Genomic DNA, 26,101 nt, shown 5'->3' on the forward strand with positions numbered 1-26,101 from the left:
GTCGGGAGTCGGGCAGTGGTTCGTGAAGGCGGCAGGACGTGTCAGCTATCCCCGCGCCCGCGCAGAGCACTTGATTACCAGCCGCGATACAGCCCCGAGACAGCGAAACGGCTACGGTTTGTTGCGAGCATCCAAGTGGCGAATCCGCCCCAGTTCCGAACCACACGATCGACAGTCGTCCGCTTCTCCGTGAACCTTGATCCATTGCAAGAAGCTCGGTGACAACTGGGGTCCACTCGGGAACCAGCTGTGAAGTGGCCGATCGAATACATCCGCGACAACAGCGTTCGATTTCTGGACTTTCTTACCGCGACCGGGTAGAGCGGAAGCCGCTGCGGAGCTGACCGCTTGGAATCGGACTTTCAGCTCCGGTTGCTCCCCCGAGGGATGGTGGAGTGTGGCGAGCTGTCTGTTGTGCAGTGGGGCGCAAGGCGACCTCGACCTCATGCGTGTGCAGGTCTGGGAGGATCCCCACTGGCGGATGACCACCGCGTTGCTGGGTGAGGTGCCGGGTTTTTCGTTTCTGGAACCGAAGCGGCACATCCGCTACCTCCACGAACTGGACGGCGCGGAAGCGACCACCTTCGGCGCTGTTCTCGCCGAGTGCATGTGTGCGGTGAAGCAGGCGACCGACGCCGAGCTGGTTTACGTCTACGTTTTCGGGGGCTCGTTCGACCACCTGCACGTTCACCTGGCACCGCATCACGAGGGTGGTGCGCTCAACGACAGCATGATCAAGGGCGAGGTGGTGGAAACAGAGCTGGACAGCGGTGCGATCGTGCAGACCAGCGAGGACTTTCCGCTGCGGCCGGAAGTGGAGATGCGGAAGGTCGCCGATCTCATCCGTGGCTCCTGGGATTCTCAGCCGGCAGGGAGCTCTCCTGAACACCCCGAATCAGCCTCCGGGGAAGTTGAGACCAGGAGTGCGGCGATCGGCTCCGCTGGGCACACGCGCCTCCGCCGGATCACGGTCTCCTACACTCGTGGGCCGTGACCTGTCACCTCGTGCCCGGCTGAGCGTTCCGGCTCGCCACTGGGGGTTCCGTTATGGCGGAGAACTCGCTCGCGGCTGCGGCGAGCGACGTCGCCGCGTCCGCGCACGTCGCCTGCGCTCGGTTCCGCGGCACCGACCCGCTGCTGGTCGGGCGCACGCGGCGGCAACTCGCGGCCGAGATCGGTTACCCCGATGACTCGGGCCGCATCCCGGCCGCCCGCTGGATGCGTGCCGTCACCTTCGAGCACCTGGTGCGCACGGACCGCTTCGCGAGCGAGCTGGCGACCACCACGGTCGGCAGGCTCGGCCTGAACCGCCCCACCGACATCGTCACGGCCGACGCGCACGGCGACGCTGACAAGACCTCGGGCCTGCTGGCGGACGCGCACGCCAGAGCCGTTTCCGACGGCTCGGTGACGTTGCTGCACTCCCTCGCGCTGCCGTTCGCCGCACCCGTGGAAAACCCCGAGGACAGCGCGGCACTCCCGGACAGCGCGGCACCTCCGGAAAACCGGGCCGCGGCAGCCGAATCCGACGTGGAGTCGGACCTCGCCGTGATCGCCCCCGAACTCGACGCCGACGGCGGTTCCTGGCTGATCCTCGGCGCCGCCAAGGACTACGAACGGGTGAGATCCCGGATCGAGGACGCCAGACTGCTCAAGGGCTTCCTGCGGGTGGCCCTCGCGGCGGAGTCCGCCCGCTCCGCTTCGTCCCTGCCCACCGGCATGTCGGTCCACTCGCACGGTGTGCTCGCCGTCCCGCGCAACGCCTTCCTGCAGCCCGAGGCCCTGGTCGAAGCGCTCGACGACCACCGCGCCGAGGTGCGGATGCGGCTGGCGGAGCGGCAGCGCGAGTTCGAGCGGTCGTCCCCCGAGGAAACCGCGAACCTCGCGGACTACGTCGCGCACCTGCGGGCGACGTTCGACCCCGCCTCCTGCACCACCTGCACCCTGTTCTCCTACTGCCGCGACGAGCTCCGCACCTCTGACGATCCCACCGACCTGCTGGTCGAGCTGGGAATACCGCCCGACACGCGGCCCCAACTCGTCGGCCTGGTGGACGGCACGAACGAGATCGGCGACGCGCCCGCCTCGGTGGTCGCCAACGTGTCCGCGACGCTGGACGGGGTAGCGCGCCGCACCGGCCAGCGACGCGTCGACCAGGCGGGCCGCCCGGGCACCATCGACCTCGTACTGGCCAAATCGGACTCCGCTGTGCTGGGCATACACGGGATCGCGCTGCGGCGCGTCACCACCCACGGCCCCGAGCCGTGGCGGACCACCGTGTTCGACGACCCGCAGTCCGCGTGGACCCGGCGCGAGGTGATGCACCTGCTGGGCCGGGAACTGTCCGAGGCGATGGCCGAGCAGCGCCGCCTCGACGAGGAGAACCCCGGCCCGGTTCACCTCGTCGTCCCGGACCAGCCGACGGCCGACGTGCTCGTCTCGATCGCCGACAACCTGGCGGGCATCGAGCTCAGCGGACTGCGCTGGCGACGCGACGAGCTGATGGGCCGCACTCCGCTGACCTTCGACGGCGAGCCCGCCGAGATCCCGCACTCGTTGCCGGAGACGGCGCGCACCGCGGTTTCGTTCCTGTTGGAGGAGGACCGCGCCAGAGCGCTCACCCTCCGGTCCCCGATCATCGAGCTACGGGAGTCACTGGCGCGGCACGTGGTGGCGGGCGGACCACCGGTCGCCTCCCACCGGCTGGACTACCTGGTGCGCTGGACCGAAACCGCGACCGAGGGGGCGGTGAAGCCGCGCGAACTGGAGGACGAGATCGAAGCGGCACCGCACACCCCGGGCGCCCGGCTGACGAGCGGGAGTTCGGACGCCATCCACGAGGCGCTGACCCGAGTGGATGCCGAGCGGGCCGATCCGGGGCAACCCGGCTCGGGGCGGTCCGACCCGGAACAGTCCGGTACCGGGCGGCCGGGCTCGGCGGCGAGCGAGTACACCGCGCTGGTGACCGAGGAGCTCGACTACAAGCGTGGCATCCTCGACCGCGCCCTGGCCGTGCTGCACACCGTTCCCGACTCGCGGCTGCGTCGGGTGCACCGCGAGATCGAGGCCGACGCCCAGGCGGTCTGGCGGCGACGGCTCTCGTTGCGCGCCTCCGACCTGGTCCGGTTCGGACGTACGCACCGTTTCTGGCGCAACGCGCTCGTGGACGTCATCGAGAGCGACGGCAAGTGCCGGAGTCAGCTCCTGGCGCTGTCGAACCCGCAGGTCGCCGAGGAGCTGGCCACCGACGTCGGCACGCGCGAGGTCGCTGTCGCCACGGTGGTCTCGGTCCGGCCGCTGGTGCTCGACGTGGCTTCCCGCAGGATCCGCGCCGGAAGCAGGATCGTGCTGCTGCACGTCAACGGCGAATCCTGCGTGGAACGTCCGGAAGTCGAACTCACGGTCCAGAAGAGCAACTTCAAGTTCGCGGGGTTGTCGATCGGCCCGCTGTCCGATGTGGCTGACTCCGAGACGCAGCGCCGGTTCGGCTGGGAACCGGAGAACGTCCCAGGACTGGCCGTCGGCGACCGACTGCTCGTCGCCGATTTCGCGTGGTTCTCGACGAACAAGGGGAACGCGTTCCTCAGCGTCGCCAGACCCCGGGTGGACAACCTCGCGGCGCCGGAGCCGACGTGCGAGGCGGGCTCCTACGTCGAGGACCCCGAGACGCACGAGCGCTGCTGCCGTCCGCACGAGGACGTCGAGGCGGAGTGGTCCGACCAGCTCGCCGAGCGCCGCGCTCGTGGCGAGCTCAACCCGGAGGTGTGGCCGCCGATCGTGGACTCCGACGCGTTCGAGGTGGCCCCGTCCGGCGCGCCGGTCGGGGACGCCACCACACGGCCGGTGATGGTTCCCCCGGACGGCGTGACCCTCGACGAGCTGGAGTGACCACGTGCGAACTGGAGTGACGAAGTGACCGTCGAGTTCCGGCAACCGGAGGAGCGCGTTGCCGATCGCGTGCACCACGACCGGGCGGCGGCGGGCAACGCCGCCGTGGCGGACGAGGCGCTCCGGGTGCTGCGCGACACGCTGTCCGGCACCGCCCCACTGGATCGGCTGCTGCTCAAGGCCGCGGCGGGTGCGGGCAAGTCCTTCATCCTGCGGAAACTGGTGGCCGATGCCGTCGAGCGGCCCGAATGCGACCGCGTGGTCATCACCGCCTTCACGAACAAGCAGATCCACCCGCTCGCGGCCGCGCTGGGACGGCTCCTCGGGGCGGATCGGGTTTGCCTGTTCGTCGGCAAGGATCGTCACCAGGAGATTCCCGAGGAGGCTAGTTCCCACTCGACCGTGGTCAGCAAGGCTTCGGACATCCCGTCCGAGTGCGAGGTGGTGATCTCGACCGCGCACCGGCTCGGTACGCCCCGGGAGCTGGACCGGCTGGCCGAACACCTCGGTCCCGGACACAACGGCGAGACCGTGTTCGACGTGCTGTTCGTCGACGAGGCGTGGCAGCTGCCGCACCACCGGTTCGACAGGGTGGCGAAGGCGGCCCCGATCACGGTCGGGGTCGGTGACGTGGGACAGCTCCCGCCGCTGGAGGTGGGCGCGAACCCGTGGCGGGGCGACCCGGGGTTCAACCCGTACCGCGCCTGGCCCACCGACTACGACGGAGACGAACGCACCTGGTCCGTCGAACTACCGGCGGTCTGGCGCCCCGCCGCCGGTCACCTCGAACTGTGGCGGGCGTTCTACCCCGAGTGGAAGGAGCTCGACTGCGTTGCGGCGCCGGGGGACAGGGCGCTGGTCGTCGAGGAGCTCTCCGGCGAGTCGGCCGCGATCTGGCGGCAGGTCGGTAGCGGCGTGCCGACGCTGCTCGAGGTCGACGGGCTGCCCGAGCCGGAGGCGGCCGATGTGGACCCGCCGCTGCTGGCTACCGTCGAGTCGCTGCTCGACGAACTGTTCGCCGCCGGGTTCGTGCTCGAACACGCCGAGTACGACGGCGAGGGTGCTCCGACTGGAAGCACGCTCACGGCACGTCCGGGGGAGGATTCCGGTGATCCGCTGGTCGCGATCCTGGCTACGCGCAACCAGGCGGTGGACGACGCCACCGATGTCGCCGAGCGGCTGCGGAAGAAGTACTCGCTGCGCGAGAGCGAGATCGTGGCCTCGACGGTCGACTCGTGGCAGGGGCAGACCAACCGCCTCACGGTCGCGATTCACCCGTTGAGCGGGGCCTCGCGGCTGGACGAGTTCAACTCGGCCTTCGGCAGGCTGGCCGTGACCTGCACGCGCGCCACCCACGGGCTGCTGATGCTCACCCGGCCCGGCATCGACGGGCTGCTCGGCGAGGCCCCGGTCCGGCCCGGAACCCCGTTCGGGGAGCCGGGCAACCGTCACCTGCCGCGTCAGACCCACCAGCGCATCCTCGGCACCTTCGCACGCGGCACGCTCACCACGGGCTCCGGCCAGGAGTAGGGGGCGCTGTTCGTGCGACTCCCAATCGTGTTCTTCCGCCCGTTCAGCCCGCCGAACAGCCATACCGTCCACAGTGGTCTTACCGCGTCACGCGACTGACGGTGCCGGTTTTCCGCGTCCCCAGTAGAACGGCCCGGAGGTGGGGCGCACCTCGACGTCCCAGCCGAGCCGGGCCAGGCGGTCCCGCAGCTCGGCGGGTTCGTGCGGCACTTTCACCGCCCGGTGCCGGGTACAGTCGCTCAGTCTGCGGCGGATGGTCGAGGACTCCTCGCCCTCGATGAGCTCGTCGGCGGTCCGCTCCCGCTCCTCGCGCAGCATCTCGGGGGAGGAGTCGACGGCGGTCAGCGTGCTCGCGTGCCGCGCCAGCTCCGGAGTCCACGTGCCGGGGCCGCACGCCAGTTCCAGCACGTCACCGCTGGGCGCGAAATCTCGGCAACCGCCGTTACTCGCGCGACTGTCGCGGCTCGTTCCCTCGGCGCGGCCGACTCGCGGCAGGCCCGACCATCGGGCGATTGTCGGTTCCGCGCGCTAGATTCGCCGCATGGAACAGCGGATCAGCCTGGTAACCCTCGGCGTCGCCGACCTGCGGCGTGCTAAGGAGTTCTACGAACGATTGGGGTGGCGGGGGCAGGAGCTCGAACGGACCGTCTTCTTCCGCACCCCCGGCGGCGCGTTCGTGCTCTGGGGCAGGGACGAGCTCGCGGCCGACACCGGCCTCACCGGTGAGCGGGACGGCGGGTTCGGCGGTGTCTGCCTCGCGCACAACGTTCGTTCCGAAGCGGAGGTCGACGAGGTCCTGGAGACCGCACGGCAGGCGGGCGCCACGGTGACCAGTCCCGCCGCCGAGACGTTCTACGGTGGTTACGCCGGGGTGTTCACCGACCTCGACGGGCACGCCTGGGAGATCGCGTACAACCCGGGCTTCCCGATCGCCGAGGACGGCACGATCACCATTCCCGATCTCGTCTCCCAGTAGTTCCGCGGGCCCCCAGCAGTCCCGCGTCACGAGTGGTTCGCCGGAAGTGATCACCACGCACCACCGGAGCCGAACCACTCACTCGCGGGGCTTCAGCCGCGCGTTGGGAAGCTCCGGAGCTGGCAGGGTCTCCTCCCACCGCGCCGGGAATTCCCCGTACTGCCGCGACGCCCCGTACTGCCGCGACGCCTGGGCATCCCGGTGCTCCCCGGAATCCGGCTGCTCACGTTCGTGCTGCCACCGTTCGCGGAACGCCGCGATCTCCTCGTGGTTGCGCCCGATGAAGTTCCACCACATGACGATTCGCTCCCCGAGGGGCTCTCCGCCGAGCAGCAGCACCCGCGCCCGCTCAGCCGCTCCCGCACGCAACGTGAGCCGTTCCGGCCCGGTGTCCTGGCAGACCAACTCGCCCGCGCTCGCGGCCACCCCGGCCACGGTCACCTCGCCGGTGTCGACGAGCACGCCGTGCTCGAAAGCGGGGTCGATGTCCAGATCCAGGCTCCCGCCGGGCGGTAGCGTGATCTCGGCACCGAGCAGTGGGGTGTAGGTCGGAACCGGCGAGGTCCGCCCGAGCAGGCTGCCCAGGAAGACCGACACGCGCGCGTCGTCCCGCTCCAGGACCGGCGGTGCGTAGTTGTCGAACGCCGCGTCGGTGAACCGGTGGCGTTCGGGCAGCGCCACCCAGAGCTGCGCCCCGTGCAGCACGCTCGTGTCCGATGTGGAGTACTCCGAGTGGGCGATGCCCGAGCCCGCCGTCATCAGGTTGAGCTCACCCGGCCGGACGAGGGCGTGCGTTCCGAGGGTGTCGCGGTGCTCGACCTCGCCGCTGAACAACCACGAGACGGTCTGCAGCCCGGTGTGCGGGTGGCCGGGAACCCGCATGCCACCGGTCCCGGACACGTCGTCGGGGCCGTAGTGGTCGACGAAGCACCACGCTCCGATCAACGACCGTGCCCGTTGCGGCAGCGTGCGGCGCACCGTCATCGCCCTCGGCCCGCCCAGCGGGACCTCGCGGGGTCGCAGCAGCCACACCCGACCTGCCTGGTCGTCGGCGTTGGTGCAGGTCAACTCGGTCGGAGCTGTTTCGAGGTTGCTCATCGTCCTGTCGTGTTCCCTGTTGGAGTCGGCTCGTGTTCCACCCGAGTGTGCGGCATAGTGGCGGAATGTCCGAGGAACAGCGTGACAGCACACCGGCCGAGCCTCCGTCCGAGGTTTCGGTGCTCGACGTGCCGTCCCGGCACCGCTACGAGATCAGCCTCGACGGCGTGCGGGCGGGGCTCACGCGGTATCTCGATCGTGGGGACCAGCGGGTCTTCGTGCACACCGAGATCGACGACGACTTCGCCGGTCGTGGCCTGGGCAGTGAACTGATCTCGGGCGCGCTGCGGCGGACGCGTGCGGCCGGGATGCGGATCACCGCCGTCTGCCCGTTCGTGACCAGGTACCTCGACAACCACCACGAGTTCGACGACATCCGGGATCCGGTCACCCCGGACGTGCTGGCCGCCGTGCGGTCGGAGTAATATCGAGATCGTTCGCCGCTGCGTAGCTCGCGTACGTGCGGCCTCTCCGTGAACCCCGGAGAGTCTCCTCGCAGCACGGTTCGGAAGCGGACATCTCGTAGTCCGCCCACCGTGATCCCGATTGGCAGCATCCTGCTTACACCCCGTTCTTCACGCACGTCCCGGAACGGCAAGGGAGGTTTTCGGTGATCGAGGACGACACCGGCCGGTTCTTCGTGGTGACCGGCGGGCCCGGCTCGGGCAAGACCACGTTGCTGGACGAGCTCGCGCGCAGCGGCCTTGCCACCACGCCCGAGGCCGGGCGCGCCGTGATCCGTGACCAGACGACTGTCGGTGGAGCAGCACTGCCCTGGGGCGATCGTGCGCTGTTCGCCGAGTTGATGCTCTCGTGGGAGATGCGCTCCCACCACTGGGCAAGGCAGCGTCAGGGGGTCGTGCTCTTCGATCGTGGTGTTCCCGATGTGCTCGGGTACCTACGGCTCACCGGAACGGCGGTCCCGGAACACGTTCACGCCGCGGCTGAGAAGTTTCGTTACAACCACCGGGTTTTCGTTGCTCCGCCCTGGCCGGAGATCTTCGATCGGGACGAGCAACGTCGGCAGGATCTCGCCGAAGCAGAGCGCACCCACGAGATGATGGTCGAAACCTACACCGAGCTCGGATACGAACTAGTCACGCTTCCCCGCGTCGATCCGCAGGCCCGCGCCGATTTCGTCCTCCAAGAGCTCGACACGGCCGCTTACGCGGAGCGAAATCCCTGAACTGCCATCACCTCTACACTAGCGGAGTTCGGCCCTGATCGTTCTCCGCCCAGTTGGGAAGGCTCGGTTGGGAAGACGAGCTTCGTTCCCCTGTGTCTCCTCCGAGCCGTTTCGGCCACCGCAATCGTATAGACCTGTCCAAAATCAGAGGTGCAAGACGCGCTGTTGCTGCTCACGGGCCACGGCGAGCCCGCCGCCTTCCGGGAGGACTTGGTCGCTGTGCGACCGGACGCACGCGGCGATGGCGACTTGCTCATCGAGGCTTCGGCCGGAACGGGCCCGGGCTCGGCGACGGCTGGTGAAATCCCTGACCCCGAGAACATCAAAGCGCCGATCCGGGGCATGCTGTCCTCGTGACGGACGTGCTGCGCATCAGCGCCTTCCCCGCGCCTTCCGCGCGGAACGGTGGAAATCCCGCCGGAGTCGTTCTCGACGCGGCCGGGCTCGACGAGACCGCGATGCTCGCGATCGCCGCCGAGACCGGCTACTCGGAAACGGCGTTCGTGCTCGACATCCAGGAGCCCGCGGAGGCCAACGGTCCCGGGAGGGTCCGCATCCGCTATTTCTCGCCCACCGCGGAAGTGCCGTTCTGCGGCCATGCGACGGTCGCCACCGCCGTGGCACTCGCCGACCGCCACGGCACCGGGCTGTTGCTGTTCGACACAGCGGTCGGCGAGGTCGCCATCGAAACCGCCGAGACGGCGAATGGTGAGACCACCGCCTCCTTCACCAGCGTCGAACCCTCGGTGACGCCGATGGACGACGACGTCGTCGACCGGTTGCTGTCGTTGCTCGGTCTCGCTCGGGCCGATCTCGATCCGGCCTACCCGCCCCGGCTGTCGTTCGCCGGAAACGTCCATCCGGTCATCGTCCTGGGCAGCCGCGAGACCTTCGCCTCGTTCGACTTCGATCCGTCGCGGCTGCGAGAACTGATGGACGAACACGGCTGGGCGGCTACGGTGACCGTGCTGTCCCCCTTGGGGGAGAGCGAGTTCGCCGCACGCAACCTTTTCCCGGTCGGCGACATCACGGAAGATCCGGCAACCGGCGCCGCAGCGGCGGCGACAGGGGCGTACCTGAGAGCTATCGGTGCGGTAAAGCCGCCGGCACAGCTCCGGATCCAGCAGGGCGATCACGTCGGGCGTCCGAGCCTGCTGCGAGTGACGGTGCCCGGGTCGGGAGGCATCGTCGTTACAGGTGGTGCGGCACGGATCGAATGATCCCCGAGCGGCGCTGACCACTACTGGAGGCGTGCGCTGCGCAGACGTCTCCACGGCCCACGGTAGGCCGGGCACCCGCACGGTGCCCCTGGCCTTTCCCGCGTTCGGAGTCGGAGCTACTCGATAGTCAAGATCAACTCGATCTCGACGGGTGAGTCGAACGGCAGTACGGCCATTCCCACCGCTGAACGCGCGTGAACTCCCGCATCGCCGAAGATCTCCCCGAGAACCTCGGAGGCACCGTTGATAACGGCCGCTTGCCCGGTGAAGGACGGGTCCGAGGCCACGAATCCCACGACCTTGACGACGCGGGTGATCCGGTCGAGCGATCCGATGACGCTCTTCGCCGCGGCCAACGCGTTGAGGGCGCACCTGCGGGCGTACTCCTTGGCGTCCTCGGCCGTCACGAGGTCGGTGCCCTCGCCTACTTTGCCGGTCTCCGGCAGTGCCCCGTCGACCATGGGCAGCTGGCCGGAGACGTGGACGTGGTTACCGTCGACTACCGCCGGTGTGTAGGCGGCGAGCGGTGGGACGACGACGGGGAGCTCGATCCCGAGTTCGGCAAGACGAGCGTCGATCCTCGACAACAGTCGATCTCCTTCGGCTTTTCGGATGTCACCTGAGCGGTGCTCGCAGGGTACTCCGGGCGTTTCGTCGGATGGATCGGCGCTGTCGGCCTCCGAGTCGGCCGAGTATCGCGCGGCGAGTGTTCACGGTGCCCGGGCACTGGTCACACGTGGCAGTGACGTTCGGAGTCCGGTACGAGTCGCAAGCGGCTCCTGCCAGCTCGCCCGTTGGCCGGAGTTCGGCCCCGCGCGGAACGCTCTCGCGGAACGGCACCGTGCAGGACTTGGCTCCGGTCTTCGTTCGGAAGTCCCGCGTGTCGCGTGTTAGGCTGTTATAGACAGACCGGTCTAATCATTAAGGGTGCACGATGCGCGCTGTGCTGCTCACGGACCACGGCGGTCCCGAAAAACTCGAACACCGCGACGAGGTGGCGACCCCGGAACCCGGACCAGGGCGGCTGCTGGTCCGGGTGGGTGCCGGTGCCCTGAACAACACCGACATCTGGACCAGGGAGGGCGCCTACGGTCTGCCCGGCGACCCCACCGCGCTCGCCGGATGGCGCGGGCCGATCTCGTTCCCCCGCATCCAGGGCGGGGACGTGGCTGGAGTGGTCGAATCGGTCGGTTCCGGAGTGCCGAGCGAGCGCGTCGGGCGCCGTGTGCTGGTCGATCCGGCCGAATACCACGATGAAGGCCCTCATGCCCCGCCGGTCGGTCTGCTGGGCAGTGAGTACGACGGTGGTTTCGCCGAGTACGTGCTCGTCGCCGACCGGCAGGCCCACGACGTGACCGACTCGCCGCTGTCGGACGAGGAGCTGGCCGCGCTACCGATCGCCTACGGCACCGCGATGGGCATGTTGGAACGCGCCGGAGTGGCTTCGGGCGAGAAGATCCTGGTCACCGGAGCTTCCGGCGGGGTGGGGCTGGCCGTGGTCCAGCTGGCCGCCGCTCGCGGAGCGGAAGTGCTGGCGATCACCAGCGGCGGCAAGGAGGCCGAGATCCGTGCTGCCGGGGCGAACCGGGTGGCGCTGCGGGACGCCGCCGATCTCACCGGCCGGGTGCGGGAGTTCGCTCCCGAGGGGCTCGACGCGGTGGCCGACGTCGTCGGCGGCCCGCAGCTGGGACGCCTGCTGCCGCTGCTGCGGGACGACGGCCGCTGCGTCGTCGCCGGGGCCATCGCCCAGGCGGTGATCGAATTCGACCTGCGCCGGTTGTACCTGCACAACCTCAGCCTGATCGGCTCCTCGATGCACACCCGCGCGCACTTCGCCGAGCTCGTGGCGGCCGCACGCTCCGGCGAACCGCGTCCGCGCGTCGCGGAGCGCCACTCGCTCGACGAGATCCACTCGGCACAGCGGCGGTTCCGCGAGGGCGATTACGTCGGCAAGATCGTGGTGGTGCCGTAGCCGACGTTCCCGCTTCGGTTTTCGCGGGCGATCGGGTGTCCCGTACGACCGAGGGTGCTCATTCCCCGACCTCGCCGTCGATCAGTTCGCGGACTATGTCGAGGTGTCCGAGGTGGCGGGCGTACTCCTGCACCAGGTGGAACAGGATCCGTTCCAGGCTCGCCGGTTCCTCGCCGTCCCATGCGTCACCGGCGCTGCCTGTATCGGAGAGCTCGTGGGCTCGTATGATCGCGTCGCTGCGCCCGGCCTGCTCGTGTAGCGAGCTCACGAGCTCGTCCAACGTCTCGTCGTCCGGGACGTACCAGCGTCCCCGCGACCACTCCGGCCACGGTCGCCCGACGTGCTCACCGCCGAATCGCCACACCAACCACCTGCGTTCGACGTTGGTGAGGTGCTTCAGCAGCGCGATCGGGCTCCAACCGGACGGCAGCCTGCTGGAGCGCAGCTCCTCCTCCGGAATCCCGCGTAGCTTGTCCACCAGCGCCGCGCGGAAGTAGTCGAGATACCCGATGAACACCTCGGTTCGGGATTCGCGGGAATCGGTTGGTTCCGGGAACGGCCGTCTCGTCATGGTCGGCAGTCTTCCACCACACCGACGTTCGATCCACTGTGTACTCGAAACTGCTCGTGGAACCGCCCCGGCTACCGGGACTGGGGTCGCGCCTCGCGGGGCCTCGGGTCCGAGTAGAACCGAGAACCGGAACTATCCTCACCCGCGTGACCGAGACGCGACAGTGGCAGCTCGAAACCGCCGCCCCGGAGGACGCCCCTCCGATACACGGCCTTCGCAGGCAGCTGGAGGACTGGCTTTACGACCGGGGGATCGAGCAGTGGCCGCGCGGTGAGGTCTCGTTCGACAGGATCGCGAGCGAGGTCGAGCGCGCGGAGTGGCGCCGCGTGCGGCTGCCGGATCTCGGTGTCGTCGCGGCGATGCGGGTGCTGTGGTCCGATCCCGACTTCTGGGGTGCGGACCCCACGCCCGCGATCTACGTTCACGGGCTCATGGTCGACCGGTCGATGGCCCGAACCGGGATGGGCACCTTCCTGTTGGAAAGCGCCGCCGAAATCGGCCGCGCCGCTGGACTGCACACCTTCCGGCTCGACTGCGCCGAGTCCAACGCCACGCTGCGTTCCTACTACGGGGCGCGGGGCTTCCACGAGGTGGGCAGGCACGTCATCCGTGGTCTGTTTCCCGTGGTCCTGTTCGAGAAGCGGATCTGACCTCGCTCGGAGTTCCGGTTCGCCGGCCGAGACGGAATCGGAAATCGGTTCTCGTCCCAGCTCAGCGTTCACAACCCCTCGGCCGCTTCCAGCACGTCGTTAACGAGATCGGCGCTGTCCTCCACCCCGGCAGCCAGCCGGACCAGACCGGGCGGAATGTCGGCCTCGCGCAGCTGCTGCTCGTCGAGCACTCCACTCCACATCGCGCTGGGATGCACGGCCAAGCTCTCCACACCGCCGAGGCTGGCCGCACGCCTGGGATAGCGCATCCGGTCCAGAAAAGTATCCGCGGCCTGGTGACCACCGTTGAACTCCACTGCCACCACTCCACCGAAACCGTCCATCTGTTCCGCCGCGAGCTCGTGCTGCGGGTGTTTCCGCAACCCCGGGTAGTGCACCACCGCCACGCTCGGATGAGTCTCCAGCGCCTCGGCGATGGCCTGCCCGTTCTCGTTGTGCTGCCGCATCCGCAGCGGCAGCGTGCGCAGTCCGCGTAGCAGTAGCCACGCGTCGAACGGGCCGAGAGTCGTCCCGGTGATTATCCCGGTCTCCCAGATGCGGTCCACCAGTTCGGTCGGGCCGGCCACGATTCCGGCGGAGACGTCCGAGTGGCCGTTGAGGTACTTGGTCGCGCTGTGCCACACCAGGTCCGCGCCGAGATCGAGCGGCCGCTGATTCACCGGGCTGGCGAAGGTGTTGTCCACAAGGGTCAGTGCTCCGTGCCGCCGGGCCAGTTCGGTCACCGCGTGCAGGTCGGTGATCCGCAGCAGCGGGTTGCTGGGAGTTTCGAGCAGCACGAGACGGGTTCGCGGTGTCATCGCCCGCTCGAAAGCCTCCGGATCGGTCTGATCCACCCGCGTGGTTTCCACCCCGAACCTCGGTAGCAGGTTCGTCAGCAGCGAGGCCGTTCCGCCGTAGGTGCTTTGTTGGCCGATCACGTGGTCACCCGCCGAGACGAGGCCGAGCAGACTCGTGGTGACCGCGCCCATCCCCGATGAGGTGACCAGTGCGGCTTCGGCGTTCTCCAGTTCGGCGAGCACACTCGCCACGTGGGTGTGGTTGGGGTTTCCGTAGCGGGTGTAGAAGTCGTGGCCGCGGGGTTCGTTCGCCGCCGCGCTGAAGGATCGCTGGTCATCGGAGTGGAAGTTCGCCGACTGGTGGATCGGCGGCACCACGGTACGAGTCCCGTCAGAGATGCCGCGATCCACGTGAATCACTCGTGTGCGCTCTTCCTCGGTCATAATTCTCCCATCCGGCGGCGACGTCCGGCTCCATCGTGCACGAAATGTGCTCTTCCGGGTACATCGTGTCTCCGGCTGCGAAACGTTTCGAAACCACATTGTGTTCCAGCGCGGCGCCGAACCTCCTGCCCGGACCTGCGACACCGACGACATGCCCGGTGGAGCCGCGAAATCGATGCTTGCCTGATTCCCTACCAGCACTGATCTGACACCGGCACGTTTGAAGTGGGGTTACCGCGTGCCGACTATCCCCGGCGCGCCAGGAGCAGCGCAGGCTGGCCGAGCTCCTGCTGTACCCCTGGGAGGAAGTGGCGAGTTGGTAATGAGCACGAGGCGTCGTCGCGGAAAAGCTGTGTCGTGCTTTTCGCGCTGATACGTAGTTTCGCCATATGAAGTTACTAGTTCGATGGAGCGGTCGTGCACCGGCTACCGTTCGACATGAACCAGCAATTACTACTATACGTAGTTTTGTTGCCCTAGGGGTTCACTCTTTCGGGGGCAAACTGGCTCTTTGAAGGAGCAGAGTTGCGCTGTGTTATAACATGATGGCTAATTTCACTCAGAAGGTGACTTCTTGGGAGAGTCATGTCGAACAATCCGATCCAGCGGACGGTTTCGTTCTGGAGGATGCTCCGGTCGAGTGATCGCAGCCCTGTGGAACCTGCCGATTGGGAAGGTGTACTGGCTAAGTGGGGACATCAAAGTACTCATGGGCCTGTGGAGCACGAGATAGAGGGCGGCGATGTACTGAGAGGAAAAATATTCACCCACGAAAATATAGACCACTTGGTGCTGACTAAGGGGCGTGATGACGTGCCAAGGCAGCAGCATCTGAGTACCGGGGAGGTGGCCGAGGTTCCCGTGGATGTGGAAGAGTGGCAGGTCATCGAGTCCTCGTTCGTTTCTTTTCTGGATTTCGGGAATGTATTCGGCTTCATGCGGTCGGCTGGTACTTCGCCGTCTCCGCAAGCTGTGGCTAAGTGGATCAACGAGAGTGGTGTTTTCGAGGAGAAGCTCATAGCGGAGCCGGTCATAGATCGTGAGAAGTGGGAAAGGGTTCGCAAAGCTGGCGGTGTGTCCCGTCTGGAGATAGCGGGCCCTACGAGCCTGGCTCCCAGGCTGTCCGGCGGGCCGGTGGAACAGCTGGCTGCTCTTGGGGGGGTAGGTGAATTTCGATTCGAAATCAAGCTCACGGCTGAACGTTCCAAGAAGAGGAGTCGTGAGGAGCGTAACAAACTGCTCCGTATGGTTGACTTCTTGTGTCAAAATGTTGGACTCGGTGAGTTGGAAAAGGCAAAAGCGCAGGTCTTCGACGAGGAGGGCAATAATTCCGAGGACGGGGCCGTGGATCTGTTGAAGCAGCGCTTCAGCCAGCAGTGTTCCGTGGATGTGACGGGAAGCGGATCTGTACGTTCGATCACCGAGTTGTCGGCCTTCGATGCGATTATGACCGTGTCGAAGGAGTTCAGGGAGGACTTAGCCAGTTCGGTAGGGGCAGAGTTCCTCCCGTGACGCGATGGCGGTGTCTGATGAAGAGCGTGTGGAGCTTACTGGACCGACCCTCTCTGGACTGGGTACTCGTTGTCATCCTCTTGGGAGGAAGTGCCTGGAGCCCGCTCGACGAGTGGTTCACCGCAGCCTCCGATTCGGCACAGCTGCAGGCTATGGCGACGACGAGTCAGTTACTCGGGACTTTGTCCGCCTTCGCGACAGCCGCTTTGTTCTTCTATGCCGGGTTGGACAATCCTGCTACCCGATCGGTACGACGTCGTTGGGGGGATCACCTGGCGGGCGTGTTCCTTCGGGCACTCTTACTGATGTTTCTCGGTTCATTGGTGTGTGCATTCACAGGACTCGGGGTTCCCACGAAGAGCGCTACTCTGATTTTCTTTGCCGCGTTGACAGTCTCATTGATAAAAATGATTCGACTTGCTCTGGTGGTATTTTTGCTCATGCGTGGTCAATCTTATGACGACGAGGAGTTGCCGAAGCTCACCGCAACCGGTCGATGAGAGAATTTGCCGCGATTACTCCGGTACGAGGTGGTCACCGTCGGACAGTGGTGCTCATTCCTTGGAGTGGTCTGTCCGAATCACTTCGGGAAGAGGATCGATATCCGTCCCGCCCCGTTGCGCATCTCCGGTCGGGGCCGGGCAGGCTGGAACCGTGACAACTCATTCGGATGTCGAGAAGGCAAGGCAACGAATCTCGGCCAGTGTCCGGCGTACCCCGATCGTCGACCTGGATCCCGAGTTGGTCCCCGGCGCGGCGAGCGTCCGGCTCAAGCTCGAACAGTTGCAGCACACCGGCTCGTTCAAGGCGCGTGGCGCTTACAACCGGGTGGTTTCGGCCCTTGCCGAGGGCAGGATCGGCGAGGCGGGAGTGGTCGCGGCCTCCGGCGGCAACGCGGGCATGGCCGTGGCGCACGCCGCTTCCCGGCATGGTGTTCCCGCCCGGGTCTACGTCCCGGCCAACGCACCGGCCTTCAAGCAGGCGAAGCTGCGGGAACTGGGTGCGGAGGTCGTGGCGGTCGGTGAGGTCTACGCCGATGCCCACCGGGCCGCCGTCAAGGACATCGAGGAGAACGGCGCGGTGTTCTGCCACGCCTACGATCAGCCCGCGATGTGCGCCGGTAACGGCACGCTGGGCACGGAACTGCTCGAACAGACCGAGGGCGAACTGGACACCGTGCTGCTGGCCGTCGGCGGGGGCGGGCTGATGGCCGGTGTCGCCGCCGCGCTCGAATCCCGTGCGCGGGTGGTGGGGGTGGAACCGACCGACATTCCGACGCTGCACACCGCGCTGGCCGAGGGAGGCCCCACCGACGTGGCGGTCTCCGGTGTCGCCAAGGACTCGCTCGGCGCCACCCGCCTCGGCGAGATCGCCTACGAGGTGGCGACGCGAACGGGAGTGCGTTCGGTGCTGGTCGACGACGAGCACATCGTCGCGGCGCGGAAGTACCTGTGGCAGCGCTATCGGCTGGTCGTGGAACACGGCACGGCAGCGGCGCTCGGGGCGCTGTTCGCCGGGGCCTACCGCCCCACCGAGGGGGAGCGCCTCGCCGTGGTGCTCTGCGGTGCCAACACCGACCTCACCGACCTCGGTTGAAACCCCGCCATCCGAACACCGTCGATTTCTCGCGAAATCGCCGGGCGTCTTCGACGTGGGACGAACTCCCACCACTTCCGCAGCGAGAGTCGTGCGAGATGTTCCGCCAAGCGACCACCCACGCGACCCACTCCGGGACATCCACTAGCGGAGTGAGAAACCCGAATACCCGTTGTCGGCCACTTGCTCGCACCACTGCCGGTAGGCTGCGACTCCGCCCACGTAGGCCAGCAGCACGCGGGGTTTGCCCGGCACGTTGGCCCCGGTGTACCACGAGTCGGCGGTTGGGTAGAGCGTGGCGTTCCCGGCTTCGGCGGCGTGGTTGAGCCACTCCCGCTCGGCACGCTCGGTCGCCTCGACCTCGGTGAGTCCGTTGGCCGCCAGGTACGAGACGCAGTCGGTGATCCAGTCCACGTGCTGCTCGATGGACACGATCATGTTGCTCAGCACCGAGGGGCTGGTCGGTCCGGTCACGGTGAACAGGTTGGGAAAGCCCGACACGGCCAGCCCCAGGTAGGTCCGCGGTCCGGCGGACCAGTACTCCCGCAGCGTGCGTCCGTCCCTGCCCCGGACGTCGACCGCCTCCAGCGCGCCGGTCATGGCGTCGAACCCGGTGGCGAACACCAGCGTGTCCAGTTCGTACTCCCGTCGCGAGGTGCGCACCCCGGTTTCGACGATCTCGGTCAGCGGGGTGGACCGCAGGTCGACCAGGCGCACGTGCTCCCGGTTGAACGTCTCGTAGTAGCCGGTGTCCAGGCAGGGCCGCTTGGTTCCTATCGGGAAGTCGCGCGGCGAGAGCGTCTCGGCGATCTCCGGGTCGTGTACCTTGTCGCGGATCCTGGCTCGCACGAACTCGGCGGCGGTCTCGTTGGCGGCCGGGTCGACGAGAATGTCGGCGTAGCTGCCCGGGATGCCGAACAGGCTGCCCTCCCGCCAGCTCTGCCGGTAGGTTTCCTCGCGTTGCTCCGGCGAGTCCTCGAACGCCGAGCGCTCGGCGGGTTGCCGCGGCACTCCCGCGTACGAATCGCGCTGCGCCGCGCGCCACTGCCGGTAGTTCGCCTTCCGCTCGGTGATCTCGGTTTCGCGCAGCGGCCGGTTGAAGGCGGGCATGCTGAAGTTCGGGGTGCGCTGGAACACCGTCAGTTCGGCGGCCTGTTCGGCCAGTTCCGGGATCACCTGGATACCGGAGGATCCGGTGCCGATCACCCCGACCCGTTGCCCGGTGAGGTCCACTCCCTCGTGCGGCCAGCGGCCGGTGTGGTGCACCGCGCCGCCGAACCGTTCGATCCCCGGCAGTTCCGGCGGTTTGCTCGCGGACAGGCAGCCGGTCGCCATGATCAGGAATCGTGTCGACACCGACTCACCGGTGTCGGTGCGCACCAGCCAGCGGTGCGCGTTCTCGTCGTAGTGCGCCTCGGTGACCCGGGTGTCGAACGTGATGCCGCGCCGCAGGTCGAAACGCTCGGCGACGTATTGGATGTAGCGCAGGATCTCGGGCTGTGCCGCGTACTTCTCCGTCCAGGTCCACTCCTGCTCCAGTTCCGGCGAGAAGGAGTAGGAGTAGGACATGCTCTCCACGTCGCACCGTGCGCCGGGGTAGCGGTTCCAGTACCAGGTGCCGCCCACGTCGGAGCCGTTCTCGAACACCCGCACCCGTAGTCCGAGCTCACGCAGTCGGTGGAGCTGGTAGAGCCCGGCCAGACCCGCTCCCACCACCACCGCGTCCGGTTCGGCTTCAGGAAAGTTCGGTTCCGGTGAGTCCGATCCGGACATTGTCACCTCCGGCGCGAGTGTGCCCGTCTATGTCGGGTCCGTGCCCTCGGTGACGTGAGCGCTTACCGGGGCGGTTCGACTCTGTACTTCTTTCCGGACCACGGTGAATATGCGACGCGTATGTCCGTTGTGTAAATACAACTTTCAAGTGAGTGAGTTCGATCCGCCGGGTGGAGTAATCGGCTGTCAGGAGCGTGCGGCATGCACTACTCTCGCGATCACCCCGAGCCACACCCGTAGCCACCGAGTGGAACCGAGTTGTTGCTAAACCACGGACGAGAGTTGCCGACATGGCCGAAGAGATCAGTGTGGAACTCGACTGCGAACCGGAACAAGTGGCGGACTTCGCGAACACGGTGTGGATGATGATGCGAACGGCCGGGATCAGTGGAACCGTCCACATCAACGAGGTGAAGCTCGATCCGCAGCGGGTCTGGGACGGCTACAACACCGATACCTGGCAGGACGGCTGATCGACTCCTACCGAGCGCGACGCAAGGCAGCGATCGAGGCGCCGTACGACTGGGCTGCCCGGATGAGTTGCTCCTCAGCGCCAGGTGGTGGTCTTCTCGGCGGCCAGCCGGATCTCGGCCGCCAGCTGCGAGATCGGCATCGCGACCATGTTCTGCGAGATGTTGACCGGTGTCCCCATCATCCTGGCGTTGCCGCGCACCAGGAAGCCACGCCAGCCCGTGGTGCGGTCGAGCACCGCGCTCGGGTCGAACAGTGTGACGCTGAGCACGCGCTGCGTGCCGTCGTTGTCGGCCATGGCCCCGGAGACCTCCCGCCAGGCCACGAATCCCACGCCGGTGAACGAGGCGTGGTCGTACAGTCCCTCGTTGTCCAGCACCACCACCGGTTTCGGCTTGGCCAGCCGCACGGCGCCGTAGATCAGGCAGCCGCCGAAGAACACGATCGCCAGCGCGCTCAGCGCGAGGAAGACCCCCGCGAGCGGGGCCGAGCTCATGGCGGTGACGGCCTGGTAGCACATGAACACCCCGAAGAGCACGAAGACCAGCGCACCCAGGATCACCAGCCCCAGCCGGATCCGGTTCGGGTAGATCGCTAATCGGTAGTCCCGTTGACCGGGCTGTCCGTTGCGCTGGACCCCTCTCATCCGTTCCGCTCCTCCTGTAAGGCTGCGCACTCCGCCGCGGGACCAGGGTCGTCGGCGGAGCCCTTCCGAGAAGTAGAGCCTGCCATGTCGGCCGGGCGGGTCGAGCATCGCGGTTGAGGATCACGCTTCGGTCGAGGTCGGAAGCGTCACGGCGCGGTGTTTCGGTTTCGGCTCGGGAAACAGCACGTGGACCGAGCGAGGCCCGGCCCACAGCCGCGATCGAAACCGCCACGGCGCTGCTCGGGCGCCTCACCGGGGGTAGTGCAGCTCGCGGACGCGGTAGTTCCCCTCGGTGTCGACCACCAGAATCGGTGCTCGCAGCACTCGCCCACCGCCGAGGTCGACGGTGCAGCTGAACGATGCCTCCGGTTTCACTCTCTTCCCCGCTGGACAGGAAACCTGTTTCACGTTCCGGTAGGCGTATTCCTCGGTGAGGATCCGCTCGGTGGCCTTTTCCACGGCCCGCGGATCGAACACCCGCTCCGCCCCTGCGGTGTTGGCGTACAGGGTGATCCCTCCGGCGCCGAGAACCACGAGCACCCCGAGCGTGATCAGCGTGATCTTCATTCCGGTTCGTTTCCGACGCGGATATCGCGTCTCGGCCCCGGCCGGGCGAGGGTAGTGGGGTAGTCCGGGCTGTTGCGGGGACGGCGGGCCGTACCAACCCTGCGGTGGCTGGTTGGCTGGTGGTTGGTGGGGTGGTGCCTGGTTTGGCTGGGGCTGTCCGGGTGGCGGCTGGTCGAACGGTGGCTGGTTGGGTGGCGGACTGCCGGGCGCGGGCGGCGGAGTTCCGTTGTTGGGGTTGAAGTAGGGCTGGGGATGGTTCACGAGTTCTCCCGATCGAGATCGCCGAGCGGCCTGGTTCGGTGTGGAAGTTGTCGTCTCCCGAGAGGAACGGCGCGAAGCACGGCTCCACTCGCGTCACGGCAACCGCTGGACCGGCTCGGCGAGGTCATTTCGGTGTGGGTCAGCCGAACAGGGCCTTGGTGTATGCCTTCGCGATGGCCTTGTGGGTGGAGTTCATGTGGCTGTAGTCGAGTTCTTCGTCGGTCAACAAGCCGCGCGCGCTGTCCGTTTCGGCCTTGACGAACAGCACCCCCCCGGCGTTCTCCAAGGTGCCGGTGGCGATGGTGTACTCGACGTAGTGCCGCGCGCCACGATCCTGATGATTGACCCAGGCGGGGTGCCCGGCCACTTTGGTGCGCTCGTTGCCGTCGATTTTCCCGTAACCATGCATGGGTTGTGGGAACAGTTTCAAACTGATCGAGAACCGCTGCGTGTCGTCCGGCCCGGACTGCTCGGTGGTTATGCGGCAGGCTTTGGACTGGTCCCTGGTGATGTAGCGGTAGTACTCGTTGCCCTCGCCCATGAGCCGGTCCAGCCGGTTGGTGTCCAGTGTCGAGCACAGCATCGCACCGGCGGCTCGGGCGCCCTGGTTCATCCAGACCCGCATTATGTTGTTCGCCGGTTTCGTCGGGGTGAAGTCCCGGCAGTTCGACAGCCGGTGCGTGGCACAGACCGAGGTGTGCGCCGTGCCGCTGACTTCGGGTGTGCAACCGGCGGTGACGGCGCCGAGTAGCAGCGCCAGCGCACTTACCAGCAGCCTGCGGAAGGTCGATCCGTTCGTCTTCATGAGGCGGCCCTGTCCAGCACGATCTCGGCGAATTCCCGGCTCCGGTCACAGCTTTGGGTGGTGACGGAGATGTTCTGCGTCAGTGGGCCCAAATCGCCCTGGATCCCGTGCGGCTGCTTCAGGTAGGGAACGGACAGCTCGCAGGTACCGTTCCGGGGATCTTCGTGCAGGAATCCGGGGCGCCCGGCGAATGTGATCGAGCTGTAGTCCTCATCCGGGTTCGTCTCACCTGGTGGGCTGGAAACGGTGAACTCCACAGCGGCCCGTTTCTGCCTCGAGAAGTCCTCGCCCGAGTCCTCCAGAGTGCAGTCAGCCGGGTCGTGTCGAACCATCTCGGTTGCCCGCACCGGAGTGATGGCGGGTTTCAGGTTGTTCACCGCCCAGCTCATCGCCTCGCACGGCGACTGCGTTCCGAGCAGCAACGTGGGCTCCCTCGGGTGCTCGTCACGCATCGGGGGGTCGAAGAACAGTGGTGCGACGGCCTTCAGATACTTCTTCCCGAACTCGCAGTTGTGGCTTTTGAACTCCTTCTCCCGCTTTTCGTTCACGATGTATACGGAGGAATTGACATCGAGTTCTATCGCGCGGTGCGCGGTGATCGGAAGCAGATAGCTGCATTGCCGGGTCTTGTGCTCGCCCACTATCATCGTTTGCTGATAGAAGCGTCCGTCGCTCGTGCGGACCAGCTTCGACTCCTGCCGATCCTTCGGCGCCCACTTGGCGCCCACGGTGATGTCGAAGACCCAGTCCCGGCTGAAGGTCTCCATCTCCCGCCACACTCGCAGCGTGCATTCGTTGATCTTGCCGCCCGGCGCGATCCGCTGGTTCGGCAAACCGGTGATATCGCTCGCCGTCTTCGGTTTGTGCAGTGCACAAGGTGCTATGGGCAGGATTTTCCGATCGATTCGTGTCGACTCGACCGCTTCCCGTCGTTTCGAGAACGGCAGCGCCTTCAAGTATTGCGGTACTTGGACGCTCGACTTCTGTTGCTCGGTCTCGGCTCCGGTCGATGCGCAGGAAGCGAGCGTCAGGCTGACCAGTATCGCTCCCACAGCCGGAGCCCATCGGCTCCGTCCGAACATGTTTCCCCCTGTTGTTGTGGTCACAGCGCTCGTCGATCGCGCGAGCCGTCCCCCGAGACGCGCTCCGAGTGCCCCCACCGCGCGATACGAGCTCGATCTGTCGCGCTCACGTTATAGATCGGACGAGCGGCTTGTCCCGAGGGATGCGGAAAATGTGTCGTGAGTATCCAGGGTGGACGTACCGAAACGACCGGTAGCTCCGAGGTATGTGCTCCTCGCCGACTCGTCGGCAGGGTTCCCGCGGTGGTCACTTCATGACGTGTGACGTCGGGATGCGTCACGTAACCCGCGGTACGACTGAACCGAAGGGAATCACGGCTTGCGTGCTCGCGCGAAATGGCTCGTCGTGCTGGGGGTGTTCCTGATCCTGCTCGGGCTGCTGACGTGGTGGGGGTGGAATGCCTTGCAGGAGTTCGAGTACGATATGCGTCATCCCGAGCAGAGCGGCTGGATGGACTGAACTCGCGCTCGCCGAGCGGCTGAACCGTCGATTCGCCGAGCCGCGCCGCTCAGAGCGCGGTGTTCCCGCCGAGCAGCAGCGCGAACGATCCGCCGCCGATCACCGCCCCGGTCAGCGCGCCGACGGTGACCTGGGCCGGGGTGTGGTCGTCGACGGCCACCCGGGACCACGCCACGGCCAGTGTCACCAGCGCACCCCACCACAGCGCGGGTCCGTAGAGCAGCGCCAGCACGGTCACCGCGCCCGCTGCCACGGCGGTGTGCATCGAGATCTTCCAGAAGACCGTGATCGTGCCGGTGACCAGCAGGCTGATGATCATGCTGATGTCCAGCGCGATCAGTTTCTCCGGCGCACGGCCCGCGATCAGCAGCGCGAGCCCGAGCAGGCTGAGCACGATCAGCGCGGTGAACGGAATGAGCCTGCCCTGGCGGTCGCGGACGTGGTGCCCGTCCCACCTGCCGGTGCGACTGCCCCACACCACCACGCCCATCGGCAGCACGCTGCTGGTCAGCGCCACGACCATTCCCCACAGCAGGGTGGAGCCGAACTCCGCCGTGGCCTGACCGGCCACCACCAGTGGCAGCACCAGCACGATCACCCAGGGGGCTAGAACCTCGGTGACGACACGGGCGAGCAGGTGCTTGCGCTCGGCCTGGGAACTGGTCTCGCGGGTCGACATCGGCACATCTTACGTCTTACGCCGTGTTGTCGCGGTTGGTTTTGCGACGGGTGCGTTGGTGGCGGGGGCGTGCGTTGTAGGCGTCGAGGCTGTCGATGAGGTTGGAGACGGTGTTGCGGTCCCGTCGGTCCAGCCCGGCGAAGCGCTGGGCGATGTCGCGTGCCTCGGTGTCGCGCCAGGTCTTCAGGTCGGCGATCTGCGCGTCGATGCGTTCGGTGACCTCGTCGTCGAAGAAGTATCCCGCGGGCACGCCGAAGAACTCCGCCAGCGCCTCCACGTAGTGGATCTTGGGATTGGTTCGTGTCCCGGTTTTGAGCTGGCTGATGTACTGCGCCGACATCGCCCCTGGCAGGTGCCGGATTCCCGCCTCGATCTCGCGGTAGCTGTAGGTGCCGCGGTCCGGTGGATGCACCGTGGCGATGAGATGGGCGAGCTTGCCCGCGAAAGTGTTTTCGCGTCCGGCTTCGTTGGCACTCATAGCGTTCTTCTCGTCCGCCAGTTTGTTGGTGAGTTTCCCCAGGTCCAAGCACCGTAAACGGCTGTTGACAGTGTTTCACCGTGATGGTTTACAGTGATGATGCTACTGTCAACAGTAGCAAACGCCGATCCGGGATCATAGCTTCCGGAGCCCAGCGCCCCGGTGGAAACGCGAAATATTTCCGGGGAGTTGACCAGCGGTAGCGTGCTCGCCCCGTTCTGGGGGTACGGGGCGAGCACCTCCGTGGCCGCTAGCTTCTCTTGTCCGGTACTCCCGTGTGCTCCGGTGTCCCCGCTCGGCACCCAGCGACCCGTGCTCCACTCCCGGATCTCCGCTGTCCGGCGTCCGGTGCCCGGCGATTTCGCGAGAAATCGACGCCCGCAGAGCCAGGATGGGCGCCAGACCAGCAAGCGTCCACAGTGCACAACAGCGCGAACGGTCACCGTGCGAGCGCTCGATCTCCGCGGATGACCCCACGCCGTCGTTGATCGCGGATACCGTGTGGCTGTCCGTGACGCGACGAGCACCTGGTGTGCGCGATCCGTTCGCGCTGCTGGGATGGTGAAACGATGAACTACCTGTCCCGCATCCGAATCAACCCGCTGCGCTCGGGCAGCCGTGACCTACTCGGCAATCCCCGCAGGCTGCACGGGGCGGTCATGGGCGGACTGGCGGACGATCCGGAACAACAACGCCCGCTGTGGCGGCTGGACAGCGACAACCCGCACCGACCGAAGCTGCTGGTGCTCTCCGAGTCCAAACCGGACTGGACGCACCTGGTCGAGCAGGCCGGTTGGCCGCACGCCGAAGGCGAGCACTACGAGCTGCGCGAGTACGAACCGCTGCTGAACCGACTGGGAGTGGGGGAGGAGTTCACCTTCCGCGTGACCGCGAATCCGGTGCGGAACATGGTCGAGGTCGCGAGTCCGACCAAGCCGAACGATTCGGGGAAAGGTTCGCGCGGGCGCTCGCCGCGGACGGCTCACCGTACCGCCGAGGCCCAGCTGGATTGGTTCCTGCAACGCACCGAGAAGTGGGGGTTCTCGGTGCCGGGAGCTTCGTCCGGAACGGGCGCGACCGAACACCCCAGTGTCGCGGCCACCGCTGATTCCACCGACGCGACCGGCGGCGCCGTGACGGCCGATCCTGCCTGTGCTGGTACTGTCGAGGCGCTGGAGTCCGGGGGAAACGTGCGGATCACCGCACGTGAAAGGCACTCCTTCGCCAAGAAGCGGGGTTCGAAACCAGTGGTGCTGCACACCGCGACATTCGAGGGGCGGTTACGAGTGACCTCGGTGGAGCTGCTGCGACGGGCGCTGCTGCACGGCATCGGTCCGGCCAAGGCCTACGGTTGCGGGTTGCTCACGCTCGCGCCGTTACCGGAACACTCGATGCTGGATGGCTGACTACGTGCCACCGGAAGGGACATACTCCGCAGA

The 26,101-nt window shown here is 66.8% G+C and carries 28 protein-coding genes; 16 read left to right on the top strand and 12 right to left on the bottom strand.

Features of this window, described 5'->3' with window-relative positions; translation table 11 throughout:
* Positions 1-397 precede the first annotated feature (397 nt).
* Genes BM394_RS03750 through BM394_RS03760 form a run of 3 tightly spaced genes read left to right on the top strand, consistent with a single transcriptional unit; the run spans position 398 to position 5,418 of the window.
* A complete protein-coding gene (locus BM394_RS03750) occupies positions 398-994 on the top strand; it encodes an HIT family protein (protein WP_217643340.1) in 597 nt (198 codons plus the stop codon).
* Positions 995-1,047: 53 nt separating this feature from the next.
* Positions 1,048-3,888, top strand: a complete 2,841-nt coding sequence (locus BM394_RS03755; RefSeq protein ID WP_092973897.1) for a hypothetical protein — start codon at positions 1,048-1,050, stop codon at positions 3,886-3,888.
* Positions 3,889-3,912: 24 nt separating this feature from the next.
* On the top strand, positions 3,913-5,418 hold the full coding sequence (locus BM394_RS03760; RefSeq protein ID WP_092973899.1) for a DEAD/DEAH box helicase family protein: 1,506 nt from the start codon (positions 3,913-3,915) through the stop codon (positions 5,416-5,418).
* Between the two features lie 87 nt (positions 5,419-5,505).
* Here BM394_RS03760 and BM394_RS03765 read toward each other — a convergent pair whose 3' ends face one another.
* The gene (locus BM394_RS03765) at positions 5,506-5,826 is read right to left on the bottom strand and encodes a methyltransferase domain-containing protein (protein ID WP_217643341.1); all 321 of its coding nucleotides are present in this window, start codon (positions 5,824-5,826) and stop codon (positions 5,506-5,508) included.
* Between the two features lie 133 nt (positions 5,827-5,959).
* On the opposite strand from BM394_RS03765, the gene BM394_RS03770 reads away from it, so the two are divergent.
* Positions 5,960-6,394: a VOC family protein gene (locus BM394_RS03770; protein WP_092973904.1), complete on the top strand. Its 435-nt coding sequence runs from the start codon at positions 5,960-5,962 to the stop codon at positions 6,392-6,394.
* Between the two features lie 78 nt (positions 6,395-6,472).
* On the opposite strand, the gene BM394_RS03775 is transcribed toward BM394_RS03770, so the two are convergent.
* Positions 6,473-7,492: a pirin family protein gene (locus tag BM394_RS03775; protein WP_092973907.1), complete on the bottom strand. Its 1,020-nt coding sequence runs from the start codon at positions 7,490-7,492 to the stop codon at positions 6,473-6,475.
* A gap of 65 nt (positions 7,493-7,557) precedes the next feature.
* Between BM394_RS03775 and BM394_RS03780 the strand changes: the two genes are divergently transcribed.
* The 4 genes from BM394_RS03780 to BM394_RS03795 all read left to right on the top strand — a co-directional run bounded on the left by BM394_RS03780 (position 7,558) and on the right by BM394_RS03795 (position 9,898).
* Positions 7,558-7,917: a GNAT family N-acetyltransferase gene (locus tag BM394_RS03780; RefSeq protein WP_092973910.1), complete on the top strand. Its 360-nt coding sequence runs from the start codon at positions 7,558-7,560 to the stop codon at positions 7,915-7,917.
* Between the two features lie 188 nt (positions 7,918-8,105).
* On the top strand, positions 8,106-8,678 hold the full coding sequence (locus BM394_RS03785) for an AAA family ATPase (RefSeq protein ID WP_092974971.1): 573 nt from the start codon (positions 8,106-8,108) through the stop codon (positions 8,676-8,678).
* A gap of 150 nt (positions 8,679-8,828) precedes the next feature.
* The gene (locus tag BM394_RS03790; protein ID WP_092973913.1) at positions 8,829-9,035 is read left to right on the top strand and encodes a hypothetical protein; all 207 of its coding nucleotides are present in this window, start codon (positions 8,829-8,831) and stop codon (positions 9,033-9,035) included.
* Positions 9,032-9,898, top strand: coding sequence for a PhzF family phenazine biosynthesis protein (locus BM394_RS03795; RefSeq protein ID WP_092973917.1), 867 nt, complete (start codon positions 9,032-9,034; stop codon positions 9,896-9,898). Before BM394_RS03790 ends, BM394_RS03795 begins: the two co-directional genes overlap by 4 nt.
* Before the next feature lie 116 nt (positions 9,899-10,014).
* Here BM394_RS03795 and BM394_RS03800 read toward each other — a convergent pair whose 3' ends face one another.
* Positions 10,015-10,485, bottom strand: coding sequence for a RidA family protein (locus BM394_RS03800; protein WP_092973920.1), 471 nt, complete (start codon positions 10,483-10,485; stop codon positions 10,015-10,017).
* Positions 10,486-10,832: 347 nt separating this feature from the next.
* Here BM394_RS03800 and BM394_RS03805 point away from each other — a divergent pair, with 347 nt between their 5' ends.
* Complete coding sequence (locus BM394_RS03805; protein WP_092973923.1) at positions 10,833-11,870, top strand: zinc-binding dehydrogenase; 1,038 nt, start codon at positions 10,833-10,835, stop codon at positions 11,868-11,870.
* Between the two features lie 58 nt (positions 11,871-11,928).
* Here BM394_RS03805 and BM394_RS03810 read toward each other — a convergent pair whose 3' ends face one another.
* On the bottom strand, positions 11,929-12,441 hold the full coding sequence (locus BM394_RS03810) for a DinB family protein (protein ID WP_092973925.1): 513 nt from the start codon (positions 12,439-12,441) through the stop codon (positions 11,929-11,931).
* A 146-nt stretch (positions 12,442-12,587) separates the two neighbouring features.
* On the opposite strand from BM394_RS03810, the gene BM394_RS03815 reads away from it, so the two are divergent.
* Positions 12,588-13,091 (top strand): GNAT family N-acetyltransferase, encoded by a 504-nt coding sequence (locus BM394_RS03815; protein WP_092973928.1) that lies wholly within the window; start codon positions 12,588-12,590, stop codon positions 13,089-13,091.
* Between the two features lie 68 nt (positions 13,092-13,159).
* Here the strand turns inward: BM394_RS03815 and BM394_RS03820 are convergent, their stop codons facing one another.
* A complete protein-coding gene (locus BM394_RS03820) occupies positions 13,160-14,332 on the bottom strand; it encodes a trans-sulfuration enzyme family protein (protein WP_092973931.1) in 1,173 nt (390 codons plus the stop codon).
* 717 nt (positions 14,333-15,049) lie between these two features.
* On the opposite strand from BM394_RS03820, the gene BM394_RS03825 reads away from it, so the two are divergent.
* From BM394_RS03825 to BM394_RS03835, 3 genes are all read left to right on the top strand, one after another.
* Positions 15,050-15,844, top strand: a complete 795-nt coding sequence (locus BM394_RS03825) for a hypothetical protein (protein WP_139235126.1) — start codon at positions 15,050-15,052, stop codon at positions 15,842-15,844.
* A gap of 17 nt (positions 15,845-15,861) precedes the next feature.
* Complete coding sequence (locus BM394_RS03830; protein ID WP_092973936.1) at positions 15,862-16,344, top strand: hypothetical protein; 483 nt, start codon at positions 15,862-15,864, stop codon at positions 16,342-16,344.
* A gap of 154 nt (positions 16,345-16,498) precedes the next feature.
* Positions 16,499-17,440, top strand: coding sequence for a threonine/serine dehydratase (locus tag BM394_RS03835; protein WP_092973939.1), 942 nt, complete (start codon positions 16,499-16,501; stop codon positions 17,438-17,440).
* 144 nt (positions 17,441-17,584) lie between these two features.
* Here the strand turns inward: BM394_RS03835 and BM394_RS03840 are convergent, their stop codons facing one another.
* A complete protein-coding gene (locus BM394_RS03840; RefSeq protein WP_092973942.1) occupies positions 17,585-19,213 on the bottom strand; it encodes a flavin-containing monooxygenase in 1,629 nt (542 codons plus the stop codon).
* Positions 19,214-19,503: 290 nt separating this feature from the next.
* On the opposite strand from BM394_RS03840, the gene BM394_RS03845 reads away from it, so the two are divergent.
* Positions 19,504-19,686 (top strand): hypothetical protein, encoded by a 183-nt coding sequence (locus BM394_RS03845; RefSeq protein WP_092973945.1) that lies wholly within the window; start codon positions 19,504-19,506, stop codon positions 19,684-19,686.
* 74 nt (positions 19,687-19,760) lie between these two features.
* Here BM394_RS03845 and BM394_RS03850 read toward each other — a convergent pair whose 3' ends face one another.
* The 4 genes from BM394_RS03850 to BM394_RS03865 form a co-directional block, all read right to left on the bottom strand.
* Positions 19,761-20,330 (bottom strand): STM3941 family protein, encoded by a 570-nt coding sequence (locus tag BM394_RS03850; RefSeq protein WP_092973948.1) that lies wholly within the window; start codon positions 20,328-20,330, stop codon positions 19,761-19,763.
* Between the two features lie 249 nt (positions 20,331-20,579).
* A complete protein-coding gene (locus BM394_RS22290) occupies positions 20,580-21,158 on the bottom strand; it encodes a DUF4333 domain-containing protein (protein ID WP_139235127.1) in 579 nt (192 codons plus the stop codon).
* A 139-nt stretch (positions 21,159-21,297) separates the two neighbouring features.
* Positions 21,298-21,963, bottom strand: coding sequence for a hypothetical protein (locus BM394_RS03860; protein WP_092973953.1), 666 nt, complete (start codon positions 21,961-21,963; stop codon positions 21,298-21,300).
* Positions 21,960-22,796, bottom strand: coding sequence for a hypothetical protein (locus tag BM394_RS03865; protein ID WP_139235128.1), 837 nt, complete (start codon positions 22,794-22,796; stop codon positions 21,960-21,962). The genes BM394_RS03860 and BM394_RS03865 overlap by 4 nt, the downstream gene beginning before the upstream one ends.
* A 568-nt stretch (positions 22,797-23,364) precedes the next feature.
* Between BM394_RS03865 and BM394_RS22675 the strand changes: the two genes are divergently transcribed.
* Positions 23,365-23,505 carry a hypothetical protein gene (locus tag BM394_RS22675; protein ID WP_175529951.1) on the top strand — a complete coding sequence of 47 codons (141 nt, stop codon included), beginning with the start codon at positions 23,365-23,367 and terminating at the stop codon, positions 23,503-23,505.
* A gap of 49 nt (positions 23,506-23,554) precedes the next feature.
* Here the strand turns inward: BM394_RS22675 and BM394_RS03870 are convergent, their stop codons facing one another.
* The gene (locus tag BM394_RS03870; protein WP_092973959.1) at positions 23,555-24,184 is read right to left on the bottom strand and encodes a phosphatase PAP2 family protein; all 630 of its coding nucleotides are present in this window, start codon (positions 24,182-24,184) and stop codon (positions 23,555-23,557) included.
* Positions 24,185-24,200: 16 nt separating this feature from the next.
* On the bottom strand, positions 24,201-24,662 hold the full coding sequence (locus tag BM394_RS03875; RefSeq protein WP_092927733.1) for a helix-turn-helix domain-containing protein: 462 nt from the start codon (positions 24,660-24,662) through the stop codon (positions 24,201-24,203).
* Between the two features lie 569 nt (positions 24,663-25,231).
* Between BM394_RS03875 and cas6e the strand changes: the two genes are divergently transcribed.
* Entirely contained in the window at positions 25,232-26,068 is an 837-nt protein-coding gene (gene cas6e / locus BM394_RS03880) for a type I-E CRISPR-associated protein Cas6/Cse3/CasE (RefSeq protein WP_092974974.1), read from the top strand.
* Positions 26,069-26,101: the final 33 nt, after the last annotated feature.

The organism is Actinopolyspora lacussalsi subsp. righensis (assembly GCF_900116555.1).
In the GTDB taxonomy this organism is placed as follows: domain Bacteria; phylum Actinomycetota; class Actinomycetes; order Mycobacteriales; family Pseudonocardiaceae; genus Actinopolyspora; species Actinopolyspora lacussalsi.